Origin of the sequence: Gillisia sp. Hel_I_29 (assembly GCF_000744275.1) — a bacterium.
Lineage (GTDB): Bacteria > Bacteroidota > Bacteroidia > Flavobacteriales > Flavobacteriaceae > Gillisia.
Genome location: NZ_JQLP01000001.1, coordinates 499,542 through 524,315, shown reverse-complemented (window position 1 = coordinate 524,315; position 24,774 = coordinate 499,542). Strand labels below are relative to the sequence as shown.

The window sequence follows — 24,774 nt, the reverse complement described above, 5'->3', positions numbered from 1 at the left end:
TTCTTAGATGCTAGTTATACGTACTTCTTAAGAACGTTCTGAAATACCATCAATTTTATAGTTTTTCAATTTACCATCTTGAGTAAATTCTATAACAGCTTCATCCTTTTTAAGCTTAAAAGGAATTTTTTCCACTTTAATTGGTGCTTTATTTCCGTACTCGTCTTTTGGGTCTGAACTCATCTGCATATCCTCTTTCATTGAAATGAATTGAGCATAATGCATTCCAGAATGTTGAGGATGAATTGCTAGAGAAGCTTTTCTTCCTCTAAAATATACGCTGTCTAAGCTAATATTGCTTTTCTGAATTGTCTTTATAGGAATATAAAGATCAAATCCTGCCGGAGTTTGTTCTATATAGGCATTTCCCATGTTTACAGGTGCTGTATCCTGAAGATTTTTATTGCCTGCGCAATTTGTAAAAAGTGTAGTTATAATAACAGCAGTAAAAACTAAGTAGAGGTATTTCATAATAATAAGTATTAAGGTTCTGTATGTTTAAAACAAAATGCTTGCCAAAGAAAAACCCTCGGTAAGTACCGAGGGTTTGAATATATATTATATCTATCATTAAGAATAATTGAAAGTCGCCTTCCTCTCATCAAAAAAACAAAATAAATTGAAAACACTTCTCGACTCCGCTCGAAGTGACAATTGTTATTCTTAGTTATTCAAAGCTTCAGCTCCACCAACAATTTCCAAGATCTCATTGGTAATTGCAGCCTGACGTGCTTTGTTATAAGATAATTTTAATGAATCTCTCAATTCAGTAGCATTATCTGTAGCCTTATGCATAGCTGTCATACGCGCACCATGTTCAGAAGCTAATGAGTCACTCATTGCTTTGAAGATTTGCATTTTCAAAGATTTAGGTATCAAATCCTTAACGATCTCTAATTTTGAAGGTTCAAAAATGTAATCTAAAGTAACATTAGAATCTCTCTCAAATTTCTCGATAGGCAAAAATTGCTCTGTCATGATGTTTTGAGTGGCAGCATTTACAAATTGATTATAAACCAATTCTACTTTATCATATTTACCATCCAAGAAACCTTGCATAATAGCTTCTGCAATTATAGAAACATTTTCAAAATCTAGATTATCGTAGATAGCGTTATTGTTTTCCGAAACCGAATAATTCTTACGCAATACATCATTGGCCTTTTTACCAATGGTAAGAAGCTGTACATTCTTATCGCTGTATTTTGCAGCGATCACATTTCTTACACCTTTAACAATATTAGTATTAAAAGCTCCCGCCAAACCACGATTAGAAGATATGGCAACAATCAAAACATTGTTTACCTCTCTTTCTTCCGAAAATTTACTACTGGTATCGTCATCTAAGGTTGCACTTAAACTTTGAAGTAATTCAGTTAATTTCTCTGAATACGGACGCATTGCAGTAATAGCATCCTGGGCTCTGCTCAATTTTGCAGCCGATACCATTTTCATGGCACTCGTGATCTGCATCGTTGATGATACCGATGTAATTCTGCTACGTAAGTCTTTTAAGTTTGCCATTTTATTTAGTATTGAGTATCGAGTATTTAGCGTTTAACCTAAATACTCGATACCTCCAATTTATTTAAAGATTAAATACGAACTTAAGCTAACAACTACTCAAAGCTCAATACTCAATACTATTTTTTATACTTTGCAGTAAGTTCACTTGCCACAGCCGTTAAAGTATCTGTTACTTCATCGGTTAGTTTTCCTGCTTTTAGAGTATCTAAAACATCACGGTGTTTCACGTTAAGGAATTCTAGATAATCTCTTTCAAATTCTTTAATCTTATCTACAGGAACATTTCTTACAAGATTCTTAGATCCAGCATAGATAATAGCAATTTGCTCTTCTACCGGATATGGATCGTTCTCTGCTTGCTTTAAGATCTCTACGTTACGCTTACCTCTTTCAATTACATTTAAAGTTGCAGCATCCAGGTCTGATCCAAATTTAGCAAAAGCTTCCAATTCACGGTATTGTGCTTGGTCTAACTTAAGCGTACCAGCTACTTTTTTCATAGCCTTGATCTGAGCGTTACCACCTACACGAGATACAGAAATACCCACGTCTATTGCAGGACGTACTCCAGAGTTAAATAGATCTGAAGTTAAGAAGATCTGACCATCTGTAATAGAAATTACGTTGGTAGGAATATATGCAGAAACGTCACCAGCCTGAGTTTCGATAATTGGTAATGCAGTTAAAGAACCACCACCTTTTACCAAATGCTTAATTGAATCTGGAAGATCATTCATTTCAGAAGCGATCTTATCGTTATTAATAACTTTAGCTGCACGCTCTAATAATCTTGAGTGTAAGAAGAAAACATCCCCAGGATACGCCTCACGTCCCGGTGGACGACGTAGCAATAAGGATACTTCACGGTATGCTACCGCTTGCTTAGAAAGATCATCATACACAATAAGTGCAGGACGACCAGTATCTCTAAAATACTCACCAATTGCAGCACCTGCAAATGGAGCGTATACCTGCATAGGTGCAGGATCTGAAGCATTAGCAGCAACAATGGTAGTATAAGCCATTGCACCTTTTTCTTCTAATTTCTGTGCAATTCCTGCAACAGTAGAAGCTTTTTGTCCAATAGCAACATATATACAGTGTACCGGTTTCCCAGCATCGTAAAATTCTTTTTGATTAAGAATGGTATCGATACAAACCGCAGTTTTACCTGTTTGACGGTCACCAATCACCAATTCTCTCTGTCCTCTTCCTACCGGTACCATAGCATCAATAGCTTTAATACCTGTTTGCATAGGCTCTGTAACCGGCTCACGATAAATTACTCCCGGAGCTTTACGGTCTAATGGCATTTCGTAAGTTTCTCCTTCAATTGGACCTTTTCCATCAATTGGGCTACCTAAAGTGTCTAAAACTCTTCCGGTAATTCCCTCACCAACTTTAATAGATGCAATTCTCTGAGTTCTTTTTGCAACAGATCCTTCTTTAATTGCTTTAGAAGGTCCTAAAAGTACTACCCCTACGTTGTCTTCTTCAAGGTTAAGAACGATTCCTTCTAAACCACCTTCAAATTCAACTAATTCTCCGTATTGAGCATTGCTTAAACCATAAATACGGGCAATCCCATCTCCTACGGTAAGCACTGTACCCACCTCATCTAAAGAAGCTTTTGCTTCAAAACCTGAGAGTTGTTTTTTTAATATTGCTGAAACTTCAGCAGGATTTACTTCGGCCATAATTATTTAGAATAAAATTGGAACGCCTAATGCGCGCCTGTTTTAATTAAATTTTTGATATAAATGTACTGTTCTTTAATTCTCTTTCTAAATTACTAAGAGAATTAGCAACACTTGCATTGTATTGAAGATCTCCAATTCTAAGAATGAAGCCTCCAATTATATTTGGATCTACAATATTATTAATAGTAGCACCACTTCCAGTAAGCTCTGTAATTTTTGTTAAAATCTTAGCTTCAAGTTCAGCATTTAAAGGAACTGCAGTAGTTACTTTAGCTACCTGAACATGATTCATCTCATTATACAATGAGATATAGGTCTGTGCTACCTCTTTTAAAATATTGATCCTTTTGTTCTCTATAAGCACATCAAAGGCTCCTAGAGTTACTTGATTGACATCTTTAAAAATCTCTTTAAGAACATTCTTCTTAAGATTAGATTTTAATACCGGGCTTGTAAGCACATCATGAAGATCATTGCTACCAATAATTGTTTTTGAAATGGATTCCATATCAGAATTCACCACTTCAGCAACATTTTGGTCTTTAGCCAAATCTAGTATTGCTTTTGCATAACGTTGTGCAGCTCTGGTTCCTTTCATGTTATTATTTTAAGGTAACGTCTTGTAACATTTCTTCAACAAGTCTTTGTTGCTTATCTGAAGTTGCTAATTCATGACGTAACATTTTTTCTGCTATTTCAATAGATAATGCTGCTACCTGATTTTTGATATCTGCCATTGCAGATTTCTTTTCTGTTTGAATGGTAGCTTGCGCCTGAGCAACTATTTGATTTGCTTTTTCCTGAGCTTCTGTAGCTGCTTCAGCAATAACCTTTTCTTTTAATTCACGAGCTTCTTTAAGAATTGCATCTCTTTCTGCGCGCGCTTCTTTTAAAAGTTTTTCATTATCGGCATGCAAATTTTGCATCTCTTTTCTAGCATCTTCAGCAGACGAAAGAGCATCATTAATAGAGTCTTCTCTTTTCTTAATAGCGCCTAAGATCGGATTCCAGGCAAATTTTGCCATTAAAAAGATCAGTACTAAAAAGACGATGGTTTGCCAGAAAAACAAGCCAATTTCAGGAGTTATTAAATCCATAATTACTTATATAAAAAAATTAAAACATCATTTTTAAAAACTCATTCGCAACCAACCGTTGCGAATGAGCTTTTGGAAATTAATTACCTTAATACACCTAATAAAGATGCAACTACCCCAAAAAGGGCAACACCTTCTACAAGTGCAGCAGCAATAATCATAGCTGTTTGGATTTTTCCGGCAGCTTCTGGCTGGCGTGCAATAGCATCCATTGCAGCTCCACCGATTTTACCAACTCCAAATCCGGCTCCAAGAACCGCTAAACCAGCTCCTAAAGCTGAAAGACCTACATACAATAATTCCATAGTAAATAAATATTAAAAAATTAACAATTAATGATGTTCATGTTCCTCAACCGCCATTCCTATAAATAGGGCAGACAGCATTGTAAAAATAAACGCTTGAAGGAATGCTACTAACAATTCCAGTACTGTTATAAATAATGCAAAAGGAACCGATACCCCGGCAACTCCTGCGCTCTCTAAAATAAATATAAGTGCCAATAAACTTAATACTACAATATGTCCTGCTGTAATGTTAGCAAACAAACGTATCATTAACGCAATTGGTTTAATAAAGAATCCCATCACCTCTACTACCGCCAGAATAGGCTTTACGAAAGTTGGTATTCCCGGCATCCAAAAAATATGCTTCCAGTAATCTTTGTTACCATTAATTAAAATAAGCACTAGTGTAAAAACACCTAAAGATACTGTTACTGCGATATTCCCTGTTACGTTGGCAGCACCTGGTAATAGCCCTAATAGGTTAGTGATCCAAATGAAGAAGAATACCGTTAATAAGAAAGGCATGAACTTCATATATTTCTTCTCACCAATATTTGGTCTTGCAATTTCATCTCTTACGAATAACACTAATGTTTCCAATAAGTTATTAAATCCTCTTGGAGCATGAGCGTTCTTCTTGTGGTGCTTAGAAAGACTTAAGAAGAAAACAAGCATTAATATTACTGTTAAGAACATAGCCGCTACGTTCTTCGTAATAGAAAAATCTAATGGCTGGGTTCCATTTACAACATGATGCTCTGCATCAAACTCTGCTTCTGTAGCCCCTTGGTTTAATTGATAGATGTTTTCATGGTAATTCACAAAGCTCATCCCGTCTTTCTCCACAATGTGGTGTCCTTCCGTATCGTGATGAAACTCACTAGACATAAAAGAAACTAATCCATTGTCTGTGTATAAAATTACCGGAAGTGGAAGAACTGCAGCGCTCTCACCTTCCCCAAAGAAATGCCAGCCATGAGAATCACCAATGTGATGCATGATCATATCTGTGGCATTAAATTTTTCTTTACCCTCATGTTCTTCGCTCTGATCCTTCGAAAATGAAAGAAAAGGAATAGAAGTTAACAAAAGTGTCACTATAATCTTAAAAGATTTCTGTGCTGTCATAGTCCAGTTTAACTTAATAATTGCAGGCTCAAAATTCCGTGCAAAGGTATACTTTTAATTTTTATCTAAAAGTCCCGGTGTGAATTTTTTATCACTTTCCGCATTTTTATGGATTTTATTGAAACACAATTAGTTATTTCGAATTGATTAACCTTACTGCTTGTATAGTTTCAAAAATCAAATAAAAAAAATACGGAATAAAAAATGCGAAAATGTTTTCTATATCATCTTCTAGTCTTGCTAAAATCATTGGTAGTAAAAACAGTACAGCTGCCAGCATCTTCAGAAGACTGGCTCCCATAAAGGCAAATCCAGTGTTCTCACTAAAATTATGATGTATCCACAACAAAATCAAATAAATAATGAGCGTAGACAACACCATGAATGTATAGATAGCAGGTACTCCGTAATAAAATTCTGTAGTTTCAAAAAAGTTTACGGTTATAAAATATTGAGCTACAAAGAGAATTGCGGTTACTAAACTTAATGAAATTAGGAAGCTGCGTAATTGTTGTTTCATGAATTTACTTTAATTGTCTTTACTTATTTGACTCACTTTTCGGATTACCTGATATAGGGCTATAAATACACCTAACAACGAAATACCTATAGTGAAGCCAGAATGCTGGTTTGGAAATTTTTCGTCCAGCCAGATCCCTAAAAAAACCCCTCCGCCTATTATAATACCCATTTGGAATGCAATGTTTACAAATTCCAGATATTTATTTTTGGGTGAGCCCGACTTATTACTATCCATGTTATTAATAAAATTTAAAATCACTTATATATTTTTCAAAGTGACAGAGTCAAATAGATTTTTATTCTTTTACCGAGGTATTCTTATAATCCTCTAAAGTTTTATGCACTAGAGCAACTTTATAATTTTCTGATGAGATCACAATTGGTTCCTTTTCAATAGCATATATCTTGTTCTCTCTTAAAAGCTCCTCAAAACCTAAAGCTCTACTTCTACTGCCAATTCCATGAACAACCAATAACACTACATCCTTAGAATATATATCTATAGAGGTGGTGTATTTATAGTTTAATTCTGTAATAGCCTTCTCTACTTTTTCCTTTAGTTTTTCTACTTCTGCCTTATCCTCATATGGAAATTCATAAAGTAATTTCATGTTTTGAGAAAGTGTATCAGGTTTAAACTTGTTTGCCGCTAATGCTGGTAGAGAATTGGTTAACAAATCTTGAGCTTTTTTTCCAGATTCTGTTTCAGGATATTTAAGAGCTACATCCTTAAGCGCAAGTCTATAAGCATCAAACCCAACCAATCTACCAGTAGCAAGTGCTTTCAACAATTCTATCTTTGGTAAGAGTTCATCATCATTAAACTCTTCTAAATATTCTGAACTCAGCTCTAAGACCTCAACATATTCTCCTTGCTCGTAGCGCTTAAATAGTTCTTGATATTTATCTTCTGCTTTATTATCTATCTCTATTGCCAGTCCAGGATTCTTAATGCTTGCGGCATATCTAGAATCTGGATATTTTGCTAGTATATCTTGTTTATATTTTTCTGCAGCTACACGATCTCCCTGAGCATCATAGATCTGATATAGATAATAATTTGCAGGTACTACAAGACGTTCTTCATTGGTATACGTTAATAAAGCTTCCAGTTTTTGCTTTGCCATTTCATCTTCCTGAAATTTCTCACGATATACCAAACCTAATCTGTAATAAGCATCATTTCGTTGTGCCTTAAGACTATCAATCTCTACAGCATCTACAGGAATTCTTGAAATATAGGTTTGTGGATCGAACTCAGGACTGCTGGATAACATATCTTCTGAGACCTGATTTAATGTATCTACCCTTGCATTGGAAATGATCTCTAGAGTATATCTCCAGTTATCCTGAAGCTTTCTTGGGCCCCAGACTCTTAAAAATTCCTTCAAGCCATTAGCAACGCGTGTAGGATTATAGAAATAGAATAAATTTCCTGCGTTTGGTACCCCAAGGGAGGGTGGTAAACCCGGACCGCTAATTGGTGAATTATTATTTTGAAGTGTATTAAGTTGGGCAACCTCACCTTTTATAGCCTTCGCTATAGCCAGTGTTTTTAAACTATCTGCATAATTGGTAAAATAAGTTTCACGCGCTGCTACTCCCATATCTACTAACTTTAAGATACTATCGTTCTTATCTGCTATGGCTTCATACTTTATAACATCTTGAAGATTATCTCTTTTTCGTTTTATAAAAAAATAATCTCTGGTTGTTGTAGGTATCTTGGTTAGTGTACTATCATAATAAACACTGGCGTTTCTAAAATTTGCATTATCAAAATTAATATCGCCTAAGGTCTCGTAGTTTACAGATTGTAGAAAACTATCGTTAGACTGGGTTCTTAGCGATCTATTATAATAATCTATAGCACCTTGAATGGAATCTTCATGATTGTAGTATTCTCCTATTTGAAAATAAATCTTATCTAAGAAGTCTCTGTTCTCTCTATTTTCTTCCATTTCTGAAAGCATTAGCATAAGATCTTCAGGATTTCCGGTATCAAAATTAAAATTTCGTGCCTTCCCTAAATATGCATTTATATAATATTCTCTGGGAGATCTTCTGTTTAGGCGAATTACTTTATCAAATGCATAATTAGCGCTATCTCTATTGCTAAGTCTATTGTATAATTGACCTAAAATGAAATTATAACGCCCCTCTTCTGCCGTAATTTTTGTAAAATTTGCAGCAGTTTTCATAGGAGCTACAGCACTGTCTAAAGCATTGGTATTTATATAAGCCTGAGCCAAAATTGCATTGGCATCTGCCCTATCCTGATCTTTTAAGGTTTCAAATTCTAAAAGACGCTTAAGATTTTTAATAGCCAACTCATTATTCTGAAGTCTGATGTTTGTCTTTTCACGCCATATCTGTGCATGATTAATAGTATTGCTGGCAGGATATTTATATAAAATATAATTAAAGGCTTCTAATGCCGGAATAAATCGCTGATCGTAATATCTGGACTTTCCTAACAGCAAATAAGATTCATCAATTTGAGGGTTGTTCTCTTTTCCTGCAATGAGCATAGAATGCTTTTGAATTGCTTTGGTAGCTTTATCTTCAGACACTCTAAAGAATTCATTTCTCTCGGAACCGGGAAGCAGAATTTCTTGAGAAACCTGCATCTTTTCAACAGGAAGTATATCCCAGAAATTCTCGTTATACCCTTGGTCTATTTGCTTTTTACCCTGCTCTAGGGCAACATTACCATTATATAACGTATTATATTCTGCAGTAACAGCATGCCAATTTCTATTGATGAAGGTGTCCTTTTTCCTAGAACATCCAACAATAGAGAGTATGGAAATAAGAAATATAAAGCCAGAGGAAATTCTATTCAAAATCAATACGTTCTTGATGTTATAAATAACTGTAGCACTTAGGTTTTAGTATGCTAAAATACGTTTCTTTTTGGAAAAGAATGATAGATAGAATTTTGGGCTTCAAAAAATTTATTGTTCAATAAATTCGTCTTTAGAAAAATAGGCTTCCAGCTCTTGGAGCGTTGCAGGAGAGGTAATTATATCTTTTTCTAAGAGTCCATGATTAAGAACAACAATTCTCTCACACACCTCCGTAATATGAATTAGGTCATGGCTGGAAATAAGAATAGTGGTATCTCGTGCAGCGGTTAGTTCTTTAATAGTTTTTTTAAGTCTAATTTGGGTAGTTGGATCTAGATTAGCAAAAGGCTCATCCAAAATAACAACTTTAGGCTTTCCTATAAGTGCTGCTACTATTCCAACCTTCTTTTGATTTCCTTTTGAAAAATCTCGCAAATATTTACGCTTGTTCAAAATTTCTCCATTAAAGAATTCTTCAAATTTTTCTAGAACAGCATCTACATCTGCCTTATTCTGCTCTCTTAATTCTCCAATAAAATAGAAATATTCTTCTGGAGTAAGATAACCTATCAAAAAACTTTCATCTATAAATGAAGATGTAAATGGTTTCCAGTCTTCACTTTGGTTTACCGTAATTTCATTATTAAAAATGTTTCCGGTGGTAGGCTGAATAAGGTCTAATAAAAGACTGAAAAATGTTGTTTTTCCGGCTCCATTGTTCCCAACCAGACCAAAACTTTGACCTTCAGGAATATCAAGATGATCTATATTTAGCACTGTATTGCCTTTATAAACTTTTTTAAGATTTGTTGCTGTGATCATTTCTGAAATTATTTAACTGTATTGTTATTCTCCTTTTTGACTAAAACCTTCTATCATCTCATATTTATTCTTCTTATAGACCTGAGAGATAAAGTTGATAGCATTCGTTCTAAAGAACATTCCTAGTATTCCTAAACCTAATAGAAAAGCCATGCCGCTTTCAAAAGAAACATACTTATCAAATAACCAGAAAAATACTACCGGTAGTACCATTAAGGGTAAACTTACCAGCCATTGTGTTGCTCCCGTGCCTTGATAGTTCATAAACGGACTTTTGTCTAGATCTATTCTTTTTCTGTTGAAAGAGCCTGCATAGAGAAGCATCGGGATATTAATACCAATATTGTACACCGCACAAACAATGTTCAACATAAATATTCTCCATCCAAAGTAAACATAGGGAGTAGCTAATATTACAAGAATAACCACACTAAAAGACATTAATGCCGCCTTGGCAGTTAGGTATTTTTTTAAAGGAATATTTTGAGCCATGATCATGGAATAGTATTTAGCATCCCAAGCCGGAATGAATTGTCCAAAATTGATCATAAAGATTCCTGTAATGAAGATGCCAACAAATACAAAGAACCATGGATTATTTTGATAAGAATCTTGAGGATAGAAGAACATTCCATACCCTAATAACAATAAAGACATATAAATGGTGGTTTTAGGCCTTTTATTACGCCAGATAAGCTTAAGATCTTGCTGTAAATACGGTGCTATATCTCCGAATTTCTTGGTCCATAAGAATTCTTTTGTGTCTGCGCTTTTTGTTTGCTCCTTTAAGGTAGCATCTAAATAGAACTTCCCTTCTAGATTTAGCTGATTCCATTTAAACAATCCTATAAAAAGGAGAACCGGAATAATTGCATAATATGGAGTTTCAATAATTTGATCTAAAACACTTCCAAACCAAAGTCCAATTTTAAAAACCTCAAAATAATCTAATAGAAAAAAGCCAAGAACCAATAAAATAAATGGAAGCAATGCCTTTAAATTCTCTGTGAATCTCTTTTTGATGATAAAATTGGCATAATTAACTGATAGCGTTAAAAAACTTAGAGCGATCATCCATGCAATGATTGATATATCTGGATGTGATTGCTTATACATATTAAAGATCCCAAATGGAATGATATTAAGTAGTGGTAAGAAGTTGAAGAAGGAGAAAAGTGATTTTATCAATACAAAATTCACTAATTTTCTTTTGCTAATAGGTAAAACCATAAGAGGTTTAATATCTAGCACTGGTAGGGTTTGCAATAAGAATCTATAAGCTAGTTCAGCCAGAAGCCATACCAGCACATAATTATTTACAAATAACAAGGGGTCTGCCTCTGGAAAATGTTCTTTAATGATTGGGAAAAGTCCTATTCCAAAGAATAAAAAAATAGCGATAAAATAGAGTGCTAAGAAACCCATTACGATCTTAAGTCCTAAACTTTTGCCCATACTGGCAGATCTAAAGAAAGATTTCCATTCTAGCCAAATTAAACGCTTAAACATATATTCAAGTTTTTATACAAGTGTTGAAATTTACCAATTTGTTACAAATTAAAAACCCCAGACTTTGTATTTTTGCGCACAAAGATTATGACATGAATAAATTCTATGCTTTAAAGATAAAAGAAATAATCCGCGAGACCCCGGAGGCGGTAAGTTTATCTTTTGAAATCCCTTCAGAATTAAAGGAAATATTTAAATATAAGGCAGGACAATATATTACCATTAAAACTACAGTAGATGGTAAAGAAATAAGAAGAGCATACTCTCTTTGCTCTGCACCTTTTTCCTCGGAATTTAAAGTAACGGTGAAAGAGGTAAAAAACGGGTTATTTTCAAGTTTGGCTAATAATAAATTAAAGGCCGGAGATATTTTGGAGGTTCATCCACCAGAAGGTAAATTTATATTTCAACCTGCAAATAGTAATAATACTTACGCTGCCTTTGCTGCAGGAAGTGGTATTACACCTATTTTGTCCATAATAAAAACCATGCTTAATGAGGAGCCGGATAGCAATTTTGTGCTAGTTTACGGTAACAAAACACCAGACGATACCATTTTCTTTAAAGAACTTCTAGAATTACAGGTAAATTATCCTGAAAGACTTTTCGTGGAATTTGTATTTAGCCGAACTCAAGAAAACGACTCACATTTTGGAAGAATAGAAACCAGTACTGTAAATTTTGTTCTGAAAAATAAATTTAAAGAAACCAATTTTAAAACATTCTATATCTGCGGACCGGAAGAAATGATCCATATGGTAAGTGATGTTCTAAAATTGAATAATGTGGAAGAAGCTGATATTTTGTTCGAACTCTTTACCGCTGCAGAAGATGGAGAAGTTATAGAATCTAACATGCAAGGTGAAACAGAGATCACTATTTTGGTAGATGATGAAGAGACCACTTTTAAGATGAAGAGTGAAGATACAATCTTAGATGCGGCATTAGAGAACGATCTAGATGTACCTTATTCTTGCCAAGGTGGTATTTGTAGCAGTTGTATTGCCAGGATCACAGAAGGAAAAGCAGAAATGCGTAAGAATCAGATCCTAACAGATAGTGAGATCGCAGAAGGTCTTATTTTAACTTGTCAGGCTCAACCCACTACACCTATGGTAAAGGTGGATTATGATGATGTATAAAAGCTTATTATTTTCCTAATAAATCAGGAGAAAAGAACTTCATTTATCTTATTATATACTATTTCCGGAGAGATTGTGCGCATAACATCTTCATATCCCTCCGGAAATTTATTTCCATAGATGGACGTTGGAATTTTTGGATACATCTGTAAATCCGGAAGTAAACAATTCTCTAAGGGTTGATTAAAAGCTTTAAAACCTGCATAAGGATGTGTAACTCCCCAAAGTGTAACTACAGGAATTCCGAATATTGCCGCTAAATGGGCATTTCCACTATCCATAGATAGCATCCCATCTAAATTTGAGATAAGGGCTAATTCCTCTTCAAATTTTAATTTACCAACCAGCGATGTAGCATTTCCAAGTTTAGAAGCTAAAGACTCTAATTTTTCCTGTTCTTCTTTACCACCTCCAAAAAGATAGATTTGTACATTCCCATCAGCATTCAATTTTTCTAGAACCTTAGCTAATAAATCTAATGGATACACTTTAGAATTGTGTTGTGCAAAAGGTGCAATTCCCAACCATTTTAATGTATTTTTTCCTGTAATTTCTCTTGCATTTGGAGAAAGTCTTTGTTTTTGAGGATACCTATATTTAGAAAGATCTAAAGCATAGCCAAGCTCTTTAAAAACATCGGCATAGCGTTCTGGAGTAGGTTTTAGCTGTTTAAAGATCTTATTGTTTTCTCTAATCAAAGCCTTCTTCTCTGCCCTGCCCTTGTCAATTTGTTTTACCGGAATTCCAAATAAAAAGAAAATTGATTTTAGAACATTAGTTCTAAGCACATTATGAACATCTGCCACTGCATCTACCCCCAGATCTCTAAGATCTTTTGCAAGACTACTCAATCCAAAAACTCCGTTATGTGCTCCTTTTAAATCGGCTTCATAGATAACTACATTATCAATTCCGAAGAAGATAGGTGCAAAGAATTTTTTAGTAAGTACTGTAATTTTTAATTGAGGATACGTTGTTGTCAACACCTGCAATACCGGTGCTAACATAGCAACATCGCCCATAGCAGAAAGCCTAATTACCAGTAAATGAACCCTCTTATGGTCTGAAAATTTAGCATTTTCAGTCTTTTCCTTAATATTTGAGGATCCAGATTTCATCTAATTCTTTTTTCTTAGAATCGGGTTAAGCTCATCGTCATTGTACATTTTCATCTGCTTGTAAACCTTCATATACTTATCTCCGCTCTCAATATCTTTTAATAATTGATCTATTGCTGAAGAAAGATCTTCTCGCTGCTCTAAAAGGATAGTAAGTTTATCATTACATTTTTCAAGATGTTCTGAAGAAGCGTCGTTTCTCTGAGTTTCTTCTTCCATATGAAAGATCTTTAAGGCCAGAATAGAAAGTCTATCTACTGCCCATGCAGGAGATTCCGAATTTATAGTAGCAGTAGCTTTTGCTGAAATATCATTATATTTCTCAAGAAAATAACTGTCAATATATTCTACCATATCGGTTCTGTCCTGATTGGAAGCATCTATCTGTCTTTTTAATTTCAACGCAGATATAGGATCTATTTGTGGATCTCTAATTATATCTTCATAATGCCATTGTACTGTATCTATCCAGGATTTTCTATATAATAAGTGCTCTATTAGTTGATCTTGCTCCTTATATGGATTTGTAAAATTTTGATCTACAGTATTTATTTCGTGATATTTATTAATCACTTCCTGAAATATAGTATTGGCTTTATCTGAAAACATTAAGGTATTTTTTATCTGTTTCTAATTGAATAATACTCCCTATCTACCGCACTTTTAAGAAAAAGAACCATAGATTTTTGAGAAATACAAAGGTATCATATTTTAGTAAAGTTTGTATTAATCAAATTAAAAAGCTCACAGTAAAGCAGGCTCACAGATAAAAGGTAAGGTTGGCTAACCTCTTTTTTTAGGAAATAAATAATATTAGAATAGGCATCAATACCAATCCTATTAGTAAGATCTCTTTGAAAATCTTTTCTTTCTTTCCTTCAAAATAATTAGAAATAATAAGACTTAGCGGTACAAAAAGAAATATTAACTCACTACCATCTTTTATTGGAGAAAAAATAGCCACTAATATTGCTAGTGCTAAGGTGAACAAGACCAAAATATAGGTTGGTCTGGAGTTAACACTAGCCTTTTGCATTATTCCGAAATAATAGAACAACGTCCAAATACCTAAGCCGATGATGATGCTTAAAGGAATTAGAAGTTGCAGGTTTTGATATAAACTAAAATCGAAGCTTACTTTTTGAAACCATTTCTCCCAGGTATAGAGTTCTGAATATACTAGAATATGAAAACTCATTACAAGGGCAACCACCGTACAAAAGGCAACTAGCGGAATTAACCAATTCTTAAAATAGTTTGCTGCATGCACCAAAATTCCAATAAATACTACAAACAAAAATAAAATCGCCCAAAAGTAGAATAGCGATGCTATGCATATCCAAAATGTTGCATCAAAGATCTTTTTAGGAATATCTTTTCTAGACTTTAAGCTAATGATCCTCCTTAATGCCAGCAGAATGCATAAGTTTGCTAATATCACCTGGTTGTTTTGTAGTATAGCTAAAAAAGAAACAGAAAATACCGCAAAGATCACGATCTTAAAAGCACTTCTTTTTGTTAGGTCGTTCTTTTTGGCGATAAAGTCTAAAACAGTGATACTTAAAATAAAGCATACAAAAACACCCATTTTAGTACCCCAAACCCCAAGATCTAAAGTATTTATAAGCTCAGGGAAATTTGCTGAAATGTAAAACACAGCCATTATAAATGCGACTGCCAAAAAATTTACAGGTTTTGATTTGCTAAAAAAGCTTGTTAGCATTGCCGTTTTTTATATTTTTGTACCATAATATAACAAAGTTATACAATGAAAGATTTTTTTGAAGGAATAGCATGGCTTTTCGAGAATGTTTTATTCATCCCTTTAGATGCACTTAGAACGTTACAATTAGATTCATGGTGGCTTGCAAATATCATGAACTGGATTTTTATGATTATTGGTGCAGCAGCTTTTATTTACTGGATGCTTCAACTAAAAAAGTTCGATGATGAGGAGAAAGCACATCACAATCGTTCTCACCGTTCTACGTTAAGCTAGATCAAAGCCTAGATCCTTTCTATAATACATCTTATCAAAATGGAGTTTATCTACATTTTGATAAGATTTTTTTAGTGCCTCTTGGTAATCTTTTCCAAATGAGGTAACAGCAATCACTCGACCTCCCGAGCTTACTATCTTTCCTTCACTCTCTGCAGTTCCTGCATGAAAAACAATAGAATCCTGAACGTTTTCTATTCCAGAAATTTCCTTACCTTTTTCATAAGCTTCCGGATATCCCCCAGAAACTAACATTACTGTAACGGCAGAATCTTCTTTAATTTTAAGAGTAGCTTCATCTAATTTCTGCTCAGAAACTTTTTGAAGTAGCTCAACCAGGTCAGACTCAATTCTAGGAAGCACTACTTCTGTTTCCGGATCTCCCATTCTTACGTTATATTCTATTACGTAAGGCTCCTCTCCTACCTTTATCAACCCTATAAATATAAACCCTTTATATTCTATATCTTCTTCTTGCAAGCCTTTTATAGTTGGCTTTACAATACGATCTTCAATTTTTTTCATCAAGGTTTCATCTGCAAATGGCACAGGAGATATCGCTCCCATTCCTCCTGTATTTAAACCAGAATTTCCTTCACCAATTCGCTTATAATCCTTAGCTGTTGGTAAGATCTTATAATTTTTACCATCGGTAAGTACAAATACACTTAACTCTATACCATCTAGAAATTCTTCAATTACCACTTTATTACTAGCCTTTCCAAATTTGCTATTCATAAGCATATGTTCCAACTCTTGTTGTGCTTCTTCAAGGTCATCTATAATTAGCACCCCTTTTCCTCCGGCCAAACCATCAGCTTTTAGCACATATGGAGATTTTAGATTTGTTAAGAACGCTTTACCTGCTTCTAAACTTTTAGGAGTAAAACTCTCGTAAGCAGCAGTAGGAATGTTATACATCATCATAAACTCCTTTGCTCTTTCCTTACTCCCTTCAAGCAAGGCACCTCGTTTAGATGGGCCTATAACCGCAACTTCCTTTAACTCACTATCATCCATAAAAAAATCATAGATACCTTCTACTAATGGGTCTTCTGGTCCTACAACCACCATCTCAATATTTTCCTTTAGCACGAAATCTTTAATTTGAGCGAAATTGGTTACCTTCAAATTTACGTTCTTAGCAATTTGAGAGGTCCCTGCATTTCCAGGTGCTACAAAAAGTTGATCACAGTTCTTGCTTTCAGCTATTTTATAAGCAAATGCATGTTCTCTACCGCCGGCACCTAAAATTAAAATATTCATCTGGAAGTTGTTTTTTAGTTCTTGTGTCAAAAATAATTGTTTGTAAATTGAAGCGCTAATAAAAACCAACAAATTAAAGCTAATTTATTCCTTGAACTGGTTCAAAATTTCTTTACAGCTCAATAAATTTCCCATTAATAGGGCTCAAAAAATGTTACGAGAAATTCAGCAGATACCGGAAGGATCTTTCTTGAATTATATCCAGGAAAAGCGAGATGCCATTGTGATTCATCATCTAAATCACAATTCATATTATTCAGAATTTTTTGGCAAAAAGAACTTCACATCTTGGGAAGAGGTGCCCGTTATGTCTAAATCTGATCTGCAGCGACCTCTTAATGAAAGATTAAGCAAAGGTTATTCTAAGAATAAGATCTATGTTGGTAAAACTTCTGGCTCTAGCGGACATCCGTTTATTTTTGCGAAAGATAGATTTTGCCACGCCTTAACCTGGGCAGGATTTATAAATAGATATGATTGGATTGGGATAGACCTCAACAAATCTCTACAAGCCAGATTCTACGGAATTCCTTTAGATATTTATGGCAATTTCATGGAGCGCTTTAAAGACCAAGTAAGTCTAAGAAGAAGATTTAATGTATTTGATCTTAGCGAACAAAAGATGCAGGCTTTTTTAGAACGCTTTAAAAGATCAAGATTTGATTATTTAAATGGATATACCAGCGCAATTCTATTATTTGCTAAATATCTAAATAAGCATAAGATAGTTCTAAAAAATATTTGTCCAAGTTTAAAGATATGCATCGTTACTTCAGAAAAACTTTTTGAAGATGATAAGCTTCTCATAGAAGCTGCTTTTGGAGTGCCCGTGATCAATGAATATGGTGCTAGTGAAGTTGGACTTATAGCTTTCGAAAATCAGCAAAACGAGTGGATAATAAATTCTGAAGACCTCTTGATAGAGATCTTAGATGAAGATGGTCATATTCTTCCTAATGGAGAGGAAGGCCGAGTAGTAATTACATCGCTGTATAACAAAGCGCACCCTATGATTCGCTATGATATTGGAGATACTGGAACTCTTGATATTAAAAGTACTCCTAAAAAGCCAATTTTAAACAAACTTACCGGAAGAACTAATGATGTAGCAATACTTGCAAATGGTAAGGTGGTGCCTGGACTAACTTTTTACTATGTTACAAAATCTATTATTGAAGATGCCGGAGGAATTAAGGAGTTTCTTATAATACAAACAGACCTGGATAGATTTAAGATAGAATACGTAAGCGAGCAGGAATTTACTTCAATTCAAGTCCAGAAAATCTTAAGTGCCATAGAAACATTTGTAGGAAAAAATCTGAATGTAGATTTTGAAAGAAAAACCATTCTTAAGAGGAATAAAAGTGGAAAATTAAAACAATTTACATCAATGATCTAGAGGCATTTTTTGCTGTTTCTTTATAAAGAAGTGTTCCCATAAGAAGATTCTCATAGAATTTAAACTTCTAAAAAGACCCTGATCTAAAAATCTATAATAGATCAAAAAATTATAGTTAAGCAAAGCCAACTTATTTTGAGAAATAGAGTCATTTCTTATTCTATAGGATGCTAATACCTCATCCATACCTTTAGTTTCACCTATTTGCTTCAATATACTCAACCAAAGTGCCCAATCTTGTCTCTTTCTAAGCAAAGGAGCATAAACCTTTCCTAATTTATGTGCATTGTAAATTCCGGCTAGATTCCCAATGTAATTAGATTTCAGTAATTTCTGATAAGTCAATACAGCGAGTGCCTGTACCTTTTCACCGGTTTCTTCACCATTCTCAGATATTAGTTTATAGCTAGAAAAAGTCACCACAAGATCATGTGTTTGCATAAAATCTAACTGCAGATGTAACTTATTAGCATGCCAAAGATCATCTGCATCTAAAAACGCTATATAAGTTCCATTAGCAGCTGCTATTCCTTTATTTCTAGCGGCTCCGGTACCTAAATTGGAAGTATTATTTAGTAAATTAATACGCTTATCTAAGATCATTAGATTCTCTACGCGTTCTTTGGTATGATCTTTAGAAAAATCATCTATTACCCATAATTCCCAATTCTTATAGGTTTGTTGCTGAACAGATTTAATAGCCTCTTCTATAAATGCCGAAGAATTATAACAAGGCATAATTATGGAAACTAGAGCTTCACTGTTCATTTAAGGGTGTTTTAGCGCTTTATATGTTTGGAGAAGTCTTTGTGTTCACTCTTAAATAATTCCTCCTGTGTAAGGTTCTTAAAATAATCATAGGTGATCTTCATTCCCTTACTTCTAGAAACCTTTGGCTCCCACCCCAAGATCTCTTTAGCTCTGGTAATATCTGGCTGGCGTTGTAAAGGATCATCTTCCGGAAGTTCCTTATAAACTATCTTTTGATCTGTATTGGTCAATTTTATGATCTCTTCAGCAAAATCTTTAATAGTAATTTCTTCAGGATTGCCAATATTTACCGGTTCGCTGTAATCGCTTAATAACAATCTATAGATACCTTCTACCTGATCATCTACATAACAAAAAGAACGAGTTTGCTGCCCATCCCCAAAAACAGTCAAATTCTCACCTCTAAGTGCCTGACCAATAAATGCAGGTATAACGCGCCCATCATTTAATCTCATTCTTGGCCCATAAGTATTGAAAATTCTGGCAATTCTGGTCTCCAAACCATGAAAACGATGATAAGCCATGGTCATAGATTCTTGAAATCGCTTGGCTTCATCATAAACTCCACGAGGGCCTATAGAATTTACATTTCCATAATAATCCTCGGTTTGTGGATGTACTAAAGGATCTCCATAAACTTCTGAGGTAGATGCTATTAACAATCGCGCATTCTTTTCTTTAGCTAATCCTAAAAGATGAAATATACCAATAGACCCCACCTTTAAAGTTTGAATTGGGATCTTTAAATAATCTATTGGGCTGGCAGGAGATGCAAAATGCAGGATATAGTCTAATTTTCCGGGTACGTGTACATATTTTGTAACATCGTAATGAACGAACTCAAAATTTGGCTCATTTATAAGGTGTTCTATATTTTTCATATCTCCGGTGATCAAATTATCCATCCCGATAACCTGATAACCCTCCTTGATAAACCTATCTGATAAATGAGAACCTAAAAATCCGGCTGCTCCGGTAATCAATATCTTCTTTGCCATGTAGCTTTAATTAGATGCTAAAATTAGAGAAAAATTATGCTTTGAAACTTTTATAAAGTTCTAAAAGCGATACTTGCCAAGACTTTGGAGTGTAATGGAGATTCTCAATAAGTTTCTGCTTGCTCATTACACTATATTCTGGCCTTACTGCCATTGTTTTATAAGAACTATCGCTATTAAGCTGAACTCTATCTGAATTTCCAGAAATTTTTAAAATCTGTTCTGCAAATCCGTACCAGGAAGTCTCTCCAGCATTACTAAAATGATATAAACCTGAATTTCCGTTCTTTTTTAAAATTACCTGCAAAATTAATTCAGCCAGATCATTAGCATTGGTTGGAGTTCCTATTTGTTCTGGAGTGATATTTATTGTTGATCTTTCTTCAACTTTATTTAGGATGGTCTTAAAAAAGTTATGACCAAATTCCGAATATAACCAGGAGGTTCTAAAAATAAAATATTCATGTAACAACTCTTGAATGTAAGCTTCTCCTTTTAATTTTGAAGCACCGTAAACATTTATAGGATTGGTGGAATCTGTTTCCTTATAAGGTTGATCTGCTTTTCCATCAAACACATAATCTGTAGAAATATGTATTAGCACCGTTCTATTCTCGCGGCATTTAATAGCTAGATTCTTTACAGCTTCTGCATTTATAGAAAATGCTTTCTCTTTTTCGATTTCTGCTTTTTCCACATTGGTGTATGCGGCACAGTTAATACAGTAATCAATTCTTTTACTGGTAAAACAGGCCTGTAGATCTAAATTGGATGTAATATCAATTTCAGAAGAATCAAAAAAAAGCCAATCTATGGTATTCTCTTGCTCTGCTAATTTCTGAATACATTGGCCTAACTGCCCAGAAGCTCCGGTTACTAATACTGTCTTCATTTGTATAGATCTTGAAGTGTAGGTAATTTAGTGTCTTTTTCAGAAAGGATCATTTCGCTTTCCGGCAAGATCCAGTCTATAGCCAGATCCTTATCATTATAAATAATTCCAGATTCAGAGCCTGGTGAGTAAAATCTATCACACTTATATAAAAAAACAGAAGTTTCAGACAAGGTTATAAACCCATGTGCAAATCCTTGTGGGATAAATAACTGATGTTGATTCTTATCATTTAAAATAACAGAAAAATGAGATCTAAATGTGGATGAATCTGGCCTAAGATCTACCACAACATCTAACACTTCCCCATAAATAACTCGCACTAATTTTGCCTGAGCATGATCTCCTTCTTGAAAATGCAGACCTCTCAACACTCCTTTTTTTGAAACAGATTGATTCTCCTGAACAAAATCTATTTCCAGACCTGTAGCTTCTTTAAACTTCTTTTTGTGGAAGCTTTCAGAAAAGATGCCTCTATGATCTGGAAACATATCTGGAGTAAAAAGAAAACAATCCTTTAGCGGAGTTTTTTCAAATTTCATGGAGTTCTATTAAGAATTGAAAATTTGTTCTAAGATCTTTTCTGTAATTAAATACGTAGGCTTAACACCGGTGGTTCCCAATCCTCCTGAAGCCAAAGTACTACCTGTTTCTAATGGATTATCTGATGCATAATAAGCATATCTCACCTTTACATCTTCACTAATGCTACCTCTTAACTTAGAAGCGGCCTGAATTGCTTTTTGGTAATGAACACCTTCCATTTCCAGACCCACAACATTCCAGGTAGATTCTTGAAAGAATTTTAAGATGTCTTTATTCTGAAGGGAAGTTCCTAGAACGGTGATCATAGAACCATCTACCACCTTAATACCGTTACCCTCAAGATCCGATTTTTTAAGCTCATTCACAAATGGATAGTTATCTGCAGTTCCTTCAAATAGGTGAGCAGATGGTATCATGATATCTCCTTTACCTCCATATAAAATACCGGCTTTACCCATAATAGAAATTGAGGCAACATTCATATGTATCTCGTTCTCTTCAATATTATAAGGCTTTAAAAGCTCATCCATAGTCTCATAAGCCTGCTCTCCAAAGGCATAATCCATAACCACCAATACCGGTTTCTCATCTTCTATCTTCCCTACAAAATCTGGATTTCTAAAACCTTGCTTCAGTTTTGCAGTATCAAATACCTGAACGTCTATATTGGTACCACTGGTATCTTCAAGAAATTTCATTCCGTTTTCAAGAGCTACCTTCATAACTTTACTACGTAATTGCCCGTTACCGCTATCACTTAAGTTCTCATAGATCTCCATAGCTCCTTTTTTCTCTAGCTCATTTGCCAAAGCTTCTGGAGAAAAAATGGTATTCATAACACTATGCATATTGGCACTAATAATATGAATTGGCCTATGCATTAGATTGTTTTCCAACAAATGTTTCTTTATACCATCTGCCCAGATCTCTCCATGAATGTGATGCCCTAAACGCTCTCTTAGTACCGGACTAAATGTTACTATACGCTTATTGTTATTGATAGTTTCATCCATTGCCAATTTACCTAACCAATAAATAATATGAAGAAAACGCTCTTCGTTTTCCGGCAAAATGAATTTTGGATATAATGTAGTTACTTCTTTGAAAGTTCTTCCCAGAATATTAGAGGTATGTGTAAGTGCAATTTCTCTCTCTATCTGATCTAATTGAGGTTTTTGAACAGCGGCTTCCAGTTTTTTCCAATCTCTGGTAACATTACCCTCTTCATCTATAATAACTCTTCTCATAATTTTATGAGATTCAACAAAAAGAAAGGTAAGGTGCGTTAGTATATCATAGATCTCAGATCTTCCACGAGTGATCTCTATATTCATTTGCTCCTCATCTATTCTATAGCAATTTCTTCTTCTTTTTGGAGGAACTATAGGCTTAAAGTGGGAGTTTGCATACCCTTCATCACTGGTAAGATTAATAAATCTACATTCTTCAATTCCTTTTGGAAGTCTGTCTATAACATATAGAAGTCCGTCTAATTCAACTTTTTCATCTGCAATAGTACCGTAGATCTCTGGGCGAAGTGTTAGTAAAGATTCGCGTAATGTTTCTCCGGAAACACCCATAGGTTTGTAAAAACCCCTGTTAAACAAGTGTCTCATGGTAATATACATTCTCTCAATAGCATGAGTGCTTTCTTGTGCGCGGGTGCGGCCTAATTGTTTTAAGTTGATCATATGCTTGTACTTGATTTTAATATTAGTTCCAGTTTATCTGCAATATTTCTATCATTAGATAATCTTGGTAATTTGTTTTGTCCGCCTAATTTCCCAATAGATTTCATATAATCCTGAAATCCATTTTCGGGCATCTTTGTAATTTTTAAGGTCTGAAGAATATTTCCTTCCTTTAGATCTAAATAATAAGAATTTTGTTCTTGGAGCGAATTATCTAGTATTTCTACAAATTCCATCATATTAGACGGTTCTTTCTCAAACTCTATAAACCATTCATGATATGGCAATTGTTCTCCTTGAGGAGTAATTTGAGGTGCCACGGTAAACTCTGTGATTCTTGCGCCAGTAGCTTCTGTAGCCGCCTGCATGGCATATTCTACCTCTTTAGCAATAACATGTTCTCCAAAAGCAGAAATAAAATGCTTTATCCGTCCTGAGACAATAACTTTGAAAGGTTTAAGAGAAGTAAACTGAATAGTATCTCCCAAATTATAAGCCCAAAGTCCTGCTGTGGTAGATACAATCATTACATAATTTATACCAACCTCAACCTCCGCGATGGTTAACCTTTTAGGTTTTTCTTCAAAAAACTCATCAGCTTTGATAAATTCATAGAATATACCGGAGTCTAGCTGAAGGAGCATTCCTTTATCTTTTTGCAGATCTTGAAAAGCAAAGAAACCTTCAGATGCCGGGTAAAGCTCAATACTATCTACTTTTCTACCTATAAGATTTTCAAATTTTGCTCGATACGGTTCATAATTAACTCCCCCGTAGATAAATAAGTTAAAATTCTTAAATAGATCTCCAACCTTCTGTCCTGTTTTTTGCTGAAGCCTTTCAAAATACATCTGTACCCAAGAAGGTATCCCGCTAATAACGGTCATATCTTCTCCTTTGGTTTCTTCAACAATAGCATCTACTTTTTTCTCCCAATCTTCTATGCAATTGGTTTCTAAAGTGGGCATTCTGTTCTTCTGAAGATATGCTGGAACGTAATGAGCCACAATCCCTGAAAGCCTCCCGAGTTTAACTCCATTCTTCTCGTGTAATTCTGGACTTCCCTGTAGAAATATCATTTTACCATCTACAAACTGTGTATTTCCCGTCTCTGCAATATAACATAGAATCGCATTTCTTGCAGCGTTAATATGGGTTGGCATAGACTCTTTGGTAAGAGGGATGTATTTTGCTCCACTGGTAGTTCCAGATGTTTTAGCATAATAAAGCGGCTTTCCGGGCCAAAGAATATCTTCTTCTCCCGCCACCATCTTATCTACATAAAACCGCAATTCTTCATAATCTCTAACAGGAACCTTTTTAGCAAAATCCTGATAGGTCTTTATGCTACTAAAGTCATGATCTTTACCAAACTTTGTAGAAACTGCTTTTTGAATAAGATCTTTAAAAACCTCTTCCTGAACTTCTATTGGATTTGAAGCCCATTTATTAATTTTCTTTCTAATATAGTACGCAAAAATCTTTGCGGAGAATGATTTTATAGACATAGG

The 24,774-nt window shown here is 34.5% G+C and carries 25 protein-coding genes; 3 read left to right on the top strand and 22 right to left on the bottom strand.

Annotated features, from left to right (window positions below; genetic code table 11):
• Positions 1 to 27: 27 nt before the first annotated feature.
• From P163_RS02430 to P163_RS02375, 12 genes are all read right to left on the bottom strand, one after another.
• Positions 28 to 471 carry a hypothetical protein gene (locus P163_RS02430; protein ID WP_034887244.1) on the bottom strand — a complete coding sequence of 148 codons (444 nt, stop codon included), beginning with the start codon at positions 469 to 471 and terminating at the stop codon, positions 28 to 30.
• Between the two features lie 192 nt (positions 472 to 663).
• Positions 664 to 1,524 carry an ATP synthase F1 subunit gamma gene (gene atpG / locus P163_RS02425; RefSeq protein WP_034887242.1) on the bottom strand — a complete coding sequence of 287 codons (861 nt, stop codon included), beginning with the start codon at positions 1,522 to 1,524 and terminating at the stop codon, positions 664 to 666.
• A gap of 119 nt (positions 1,525 to 1,643) precedes the next feature.
• On the bottom strand, positions 1,644 to 3,224 hold the full coding sequence (gene atpA, locus P163_RS02420) for a F0F1 ATP synthase subunit alpha (protein WP_034887240.1): 1,581 nt from the start codon (positions 3,222 to 3,224) through the stop codon (positions 1,644 to 1,646).
• Positions 3,225 to 3,270: 46 nt separating this feature from the next.
• Positions 3,271 to 3,825, bottom strand: a complete 555-nt coding sequence (atpH, locus tag P163_RS02415; protein WP_034887238.1) for an ATP synthase F1 subunit delta — start codon at positions 3,823 to 3,825, stop codon at positions 3,271 to 3,273.
• Between the two features lie 4 nt (positions 3,826 to 3,829).
• Positions 3,830 to 4,324 (bottom strand): F0F1 ATP synthase subunit B, encoded by a 495-nt coding sequence (locus tag P163_RS02410; RefSeq protein WP_034887236.1) that lies wholly within the window; start codon positions 4,322 to 4,324, stop codon positions 3,830 to 3,832.
• An 83-nt stretch (positions 4,325 to 4,407) separates the two neighbouring features.
• Positions 4,408 to 4,629, bottom strand: coding sequence for an ATP synthase F0 subunit C (gene atpE / locus P163_RS02405; RefSeq protein WP_034887234.1), 222 nt, complete (start codon positions 4,627 to 4,629; stop codon positions 4,408 to 4,410).
• 27 nt (positions 4,630 to 4,656) lie between these two features.
• Positions 4,657 to 5,739 (bottom strand): F0F1 ATP synthase subunit A, encoded by a 1,083-nt coding sequence (gene atpB, locus P163_RS02400; protein WP_034887232.1) that lies wholly within the window; start codon positions 5,737 to 5,739, stop codon positions 4,657 to 4,659.
• Between the two features lie 133 nt (positions 5,740 to 5,872).
• On the bottom strand, positions 5,873 to 6,259 hold the full coding sequence (locus P163_RS02395) for a hypothetical protein (protein ID WP_034887229.1): 387 nt from the start codon (positions 6,257 to 6,259) through the stop codon (positions 5,873 to 5,875).
• A gap of 9 nt (positions 6,260 to 6,268) precedes the next feature.
• A complete protein-coding gene (locus P163_RS02390; protein ID WP_034887227.1) occupies positions 6,269 to 6,496 on the bottom strand; it encodes an AtpZ/AtpI family protein in 228 nt (75 codons plus the stop codon).
• Between the two features lie 61 nt (positions 6,497 to 6,557).
• A complete protein-coding gene (locus P163_RS02385) occupies positions 6,558 to 9,107 on the bottom strand; it encodes a tetratricopeptide repeat protein (protein ID WP_051931040.1) in 2,550 nt (849 codons plus the stop codon).
• A gap of 111 nt (positions 9,108 to 9,218) precedes the next feature.
• A complete protein-coding gene (locus P163_RS02380) occupies positions 9,219 to 9,932 on the bottom strand; it encodes an ABC transporter ATP-binding protein (protein ID WP_034887224.1) in 714 nt (237 codons plus the stop codon).
• 24 nt (positions 9,933 to 9,956) lie between these two features.
• On the bottom strand, positions 9,957 to 11,441 hold the full coding sequence (locus P163_RS02375; RefSeq protein ID WP_034887221.1) for a DUF5687 family protein: 1,485 nt from the start codon (positions 11,439 to 11,441) through the stop codon (positions 9,957 to 9,959).
• Between the two features lie 92 nt (positions 11,442 to 11,533).
• On the opposite strand from P163_RS02375, the gene P163_RS02370 reads away from it, so the two are divergent.
• Positions 11,534 to 12,583 (top strand): ferredoxin--NADP reductase, encoded by a 1,050-nt coding sequence (locus P163_RS02370; protein ID WP_034887218.1) that lies wholly within the window; start codon positions 11,534 to 11,536, stop codon positions 12,581 to 12,583.
• 23 nt (positions 12,584 to 12,606) lie between these two features.
• On the opposite strand, the gene P163_RS02365 is transcribed toward P163_RS02370, so the two are convergent.
• The 3 genes from P163_RS02365 to P163_RS02355 all read right to left on the bottom strand — a co-directional run bounded on the left by P163_RS02365 (position 12,607) and on the right by P163_RS02355 (position 15,424).
• Positions 12,607 to 13,701: a glycosyltransferase family 9 protein gene (locus P163_RS02365; protein ID WP_316930048.1), complete on the bottom strand. Its 1,095-nt coding sequence runs from the start codon at positions 13,699 to 13,701 to the stop codon at positions 12,607 to 12,609.
• Positions 13,702 to 14,310 carry a DUF4254 domain-containing protein gene (locus P163_RS02360; protein WP_034887216.1) on the bottom strand — a complete coding sequence of 203 codons (609 nt, stop codon included), beginning with the start codon at positions 14,308 to 14,310 and terminating at the stop codon, positions 13,702 to 13,704.
• Positions 14,311 to 14,497: 187 nt separating this feature from the next.
• Positions 14,498 to 15,424: a DUF6427 family protein gene (locus P163_RS02355; protein ID WP_034887213.1), complete on the bottom strand. Its 927-nt coding sequence runs from the start codon at positions 15,422 to 15,424 to the stop codon at positions 14,498 to 14,500.
• Between the two features lie 45 nt (positions 15,425 to 15,469).
• On the opposite strand from P163_RS02355, the gene P163_RS02350 reads away from it, so the two are divergent.
• A complete protein-coding gene (locus tag P163_RS02350) occupies positions 15,470 to 15,700 on the top strand; it encodes a DUF6341 family protein (RefSeq protein ID WP_034887211.1) in 231 nt (76 codons plus the stop codon).
• Here P163_RS02350 and purD read toward each other — a convergent pair.
• A complete protein-coding gene (purD, locus tag P163_RS02345; RefSeq protein WP_034887209.1) occupies positions 15,692 to 16,966 on the bottom strand; it encodes a phosphoribosylamine--glycine ligase in 1,275 nt (424 codons plus the stop codon). The two genes, P163_RS02350 and purD, sit on opposite strands and share 9 nt — an antisense overlap.
• A gap of 91 nt (positions 16,967 to 17,057) precedes the next feature.
• On the opposite strand from purD, the gene P163_RS02340 reads away from it, so the two are divergent.
• Positions 17,058 to 18,365, top strand: a complete 1,308-nt coding sequence (locus P163_RS02340; RefSeq protein ID WP_034887207.1) for a phenylacetate--CoA ligase family protein — start codon at positions 17,058 to 17,060, stop codon at positions 18,363 to 18,365.
• On the opposite strand, the gene P163_RS02335 is transcribed toward P163_RS02340, so the two are convergent.
• Genes P163_RS02335 through P163_RS02310 form a run of 6 tightly spaced genes read right to left on the bottom strand, consistent with a single transcriptional unit; the run spans position 18,354 to position 24,771 of the window.
• The gene (locus P163_RS02335) at positions 18,354 to 19,133 is read right to left on the bottom strand and encodes a glycosyltransferase family 2 protein (protein WP_034887205.1); all 780 of its coding nucleotides are present in this window, start codon (positions 19,131 to 19,133) and stop codon (positions 18,354 to 18,356) included. The genes P163_RS02340 and P163_RS02335 overlap by 12 nt on opposite strands.
• 11 nt (positions 19,134 to 19,144) lie before the next feature.
• Positions 19,145 to 20,134 carry a UDP-glucuronic acid decarboxylase family protein gene (locus P163_RS02330; RefSeq protein ID WP_034887202.1) on the bottom strand — a complete coding sequence of 330 codons (990 nt, stop codon included), beginning with the start codon at positions 20,132 to 20,134 and terminating at the stop codon, positions 19,145 to 19,147.
• Positions 20,135 to 20,168: 34 nt separating this feature from the next.
• Positions 20,169 to 21,026: a dTDP-4-dehydrorhamnose reductase gene (gene rfbD, locus P163_RS02325; protein WP_034887201.1), complete on the bottom strand. Its 858-nt coding sequence runs from the start codon at positions 21,024 to 21,026 to the stop codon at positions 20,169 to 20,171.
• Positions 21,023 to 21,568 carry a dTDP-4-dehydrorhamnose 3,5-epimerase gene (rfbC, locus tag P163_RS02320; protein ID WP_034887199.1) on the bottom strand — a complete coding sequence of 182 codons (546 nt, stop codon included), beginning with the start codon at positions 21,566 to 21,568 and terminating at the stop codon, positions 21,023 to 21,025. Before rfbC ends, rfbD begins: the two co-directional genes overlap by 4 nt.
• A gap of 9 nt (positions 21,569 to 21,577) precedes the next feature.
• The gene (locus tag P163_RS02315) at positions 21,578 to 23,263 is read right to left on the bottom strand and encodes a DUF6909 family protein (RefSeq protein ID WP_034887198.1); all 1,686 of its coding nucleotides are present in this window, start codon (positions 23,261 to 23,263) and stop codon (positions 21,578 to 21,580) included.
• Entirely contained in the window at positions 23,260 to 24,771 is a 1,512-nt protein-coding gene (locus tag P163_RS02310) for a GH3 auxin-responsive promoter family protein (RefSeq protein ID WP_034887197.1), read from the bottom strand. The genes P163_RS02315 and P163_RS02310 overlap by 4 nt, the downstream gene beginning before the upstream one ends.
• Between the last annotated feature and the right edge of the window lie 3 nt (positions 24,772 to 24,774).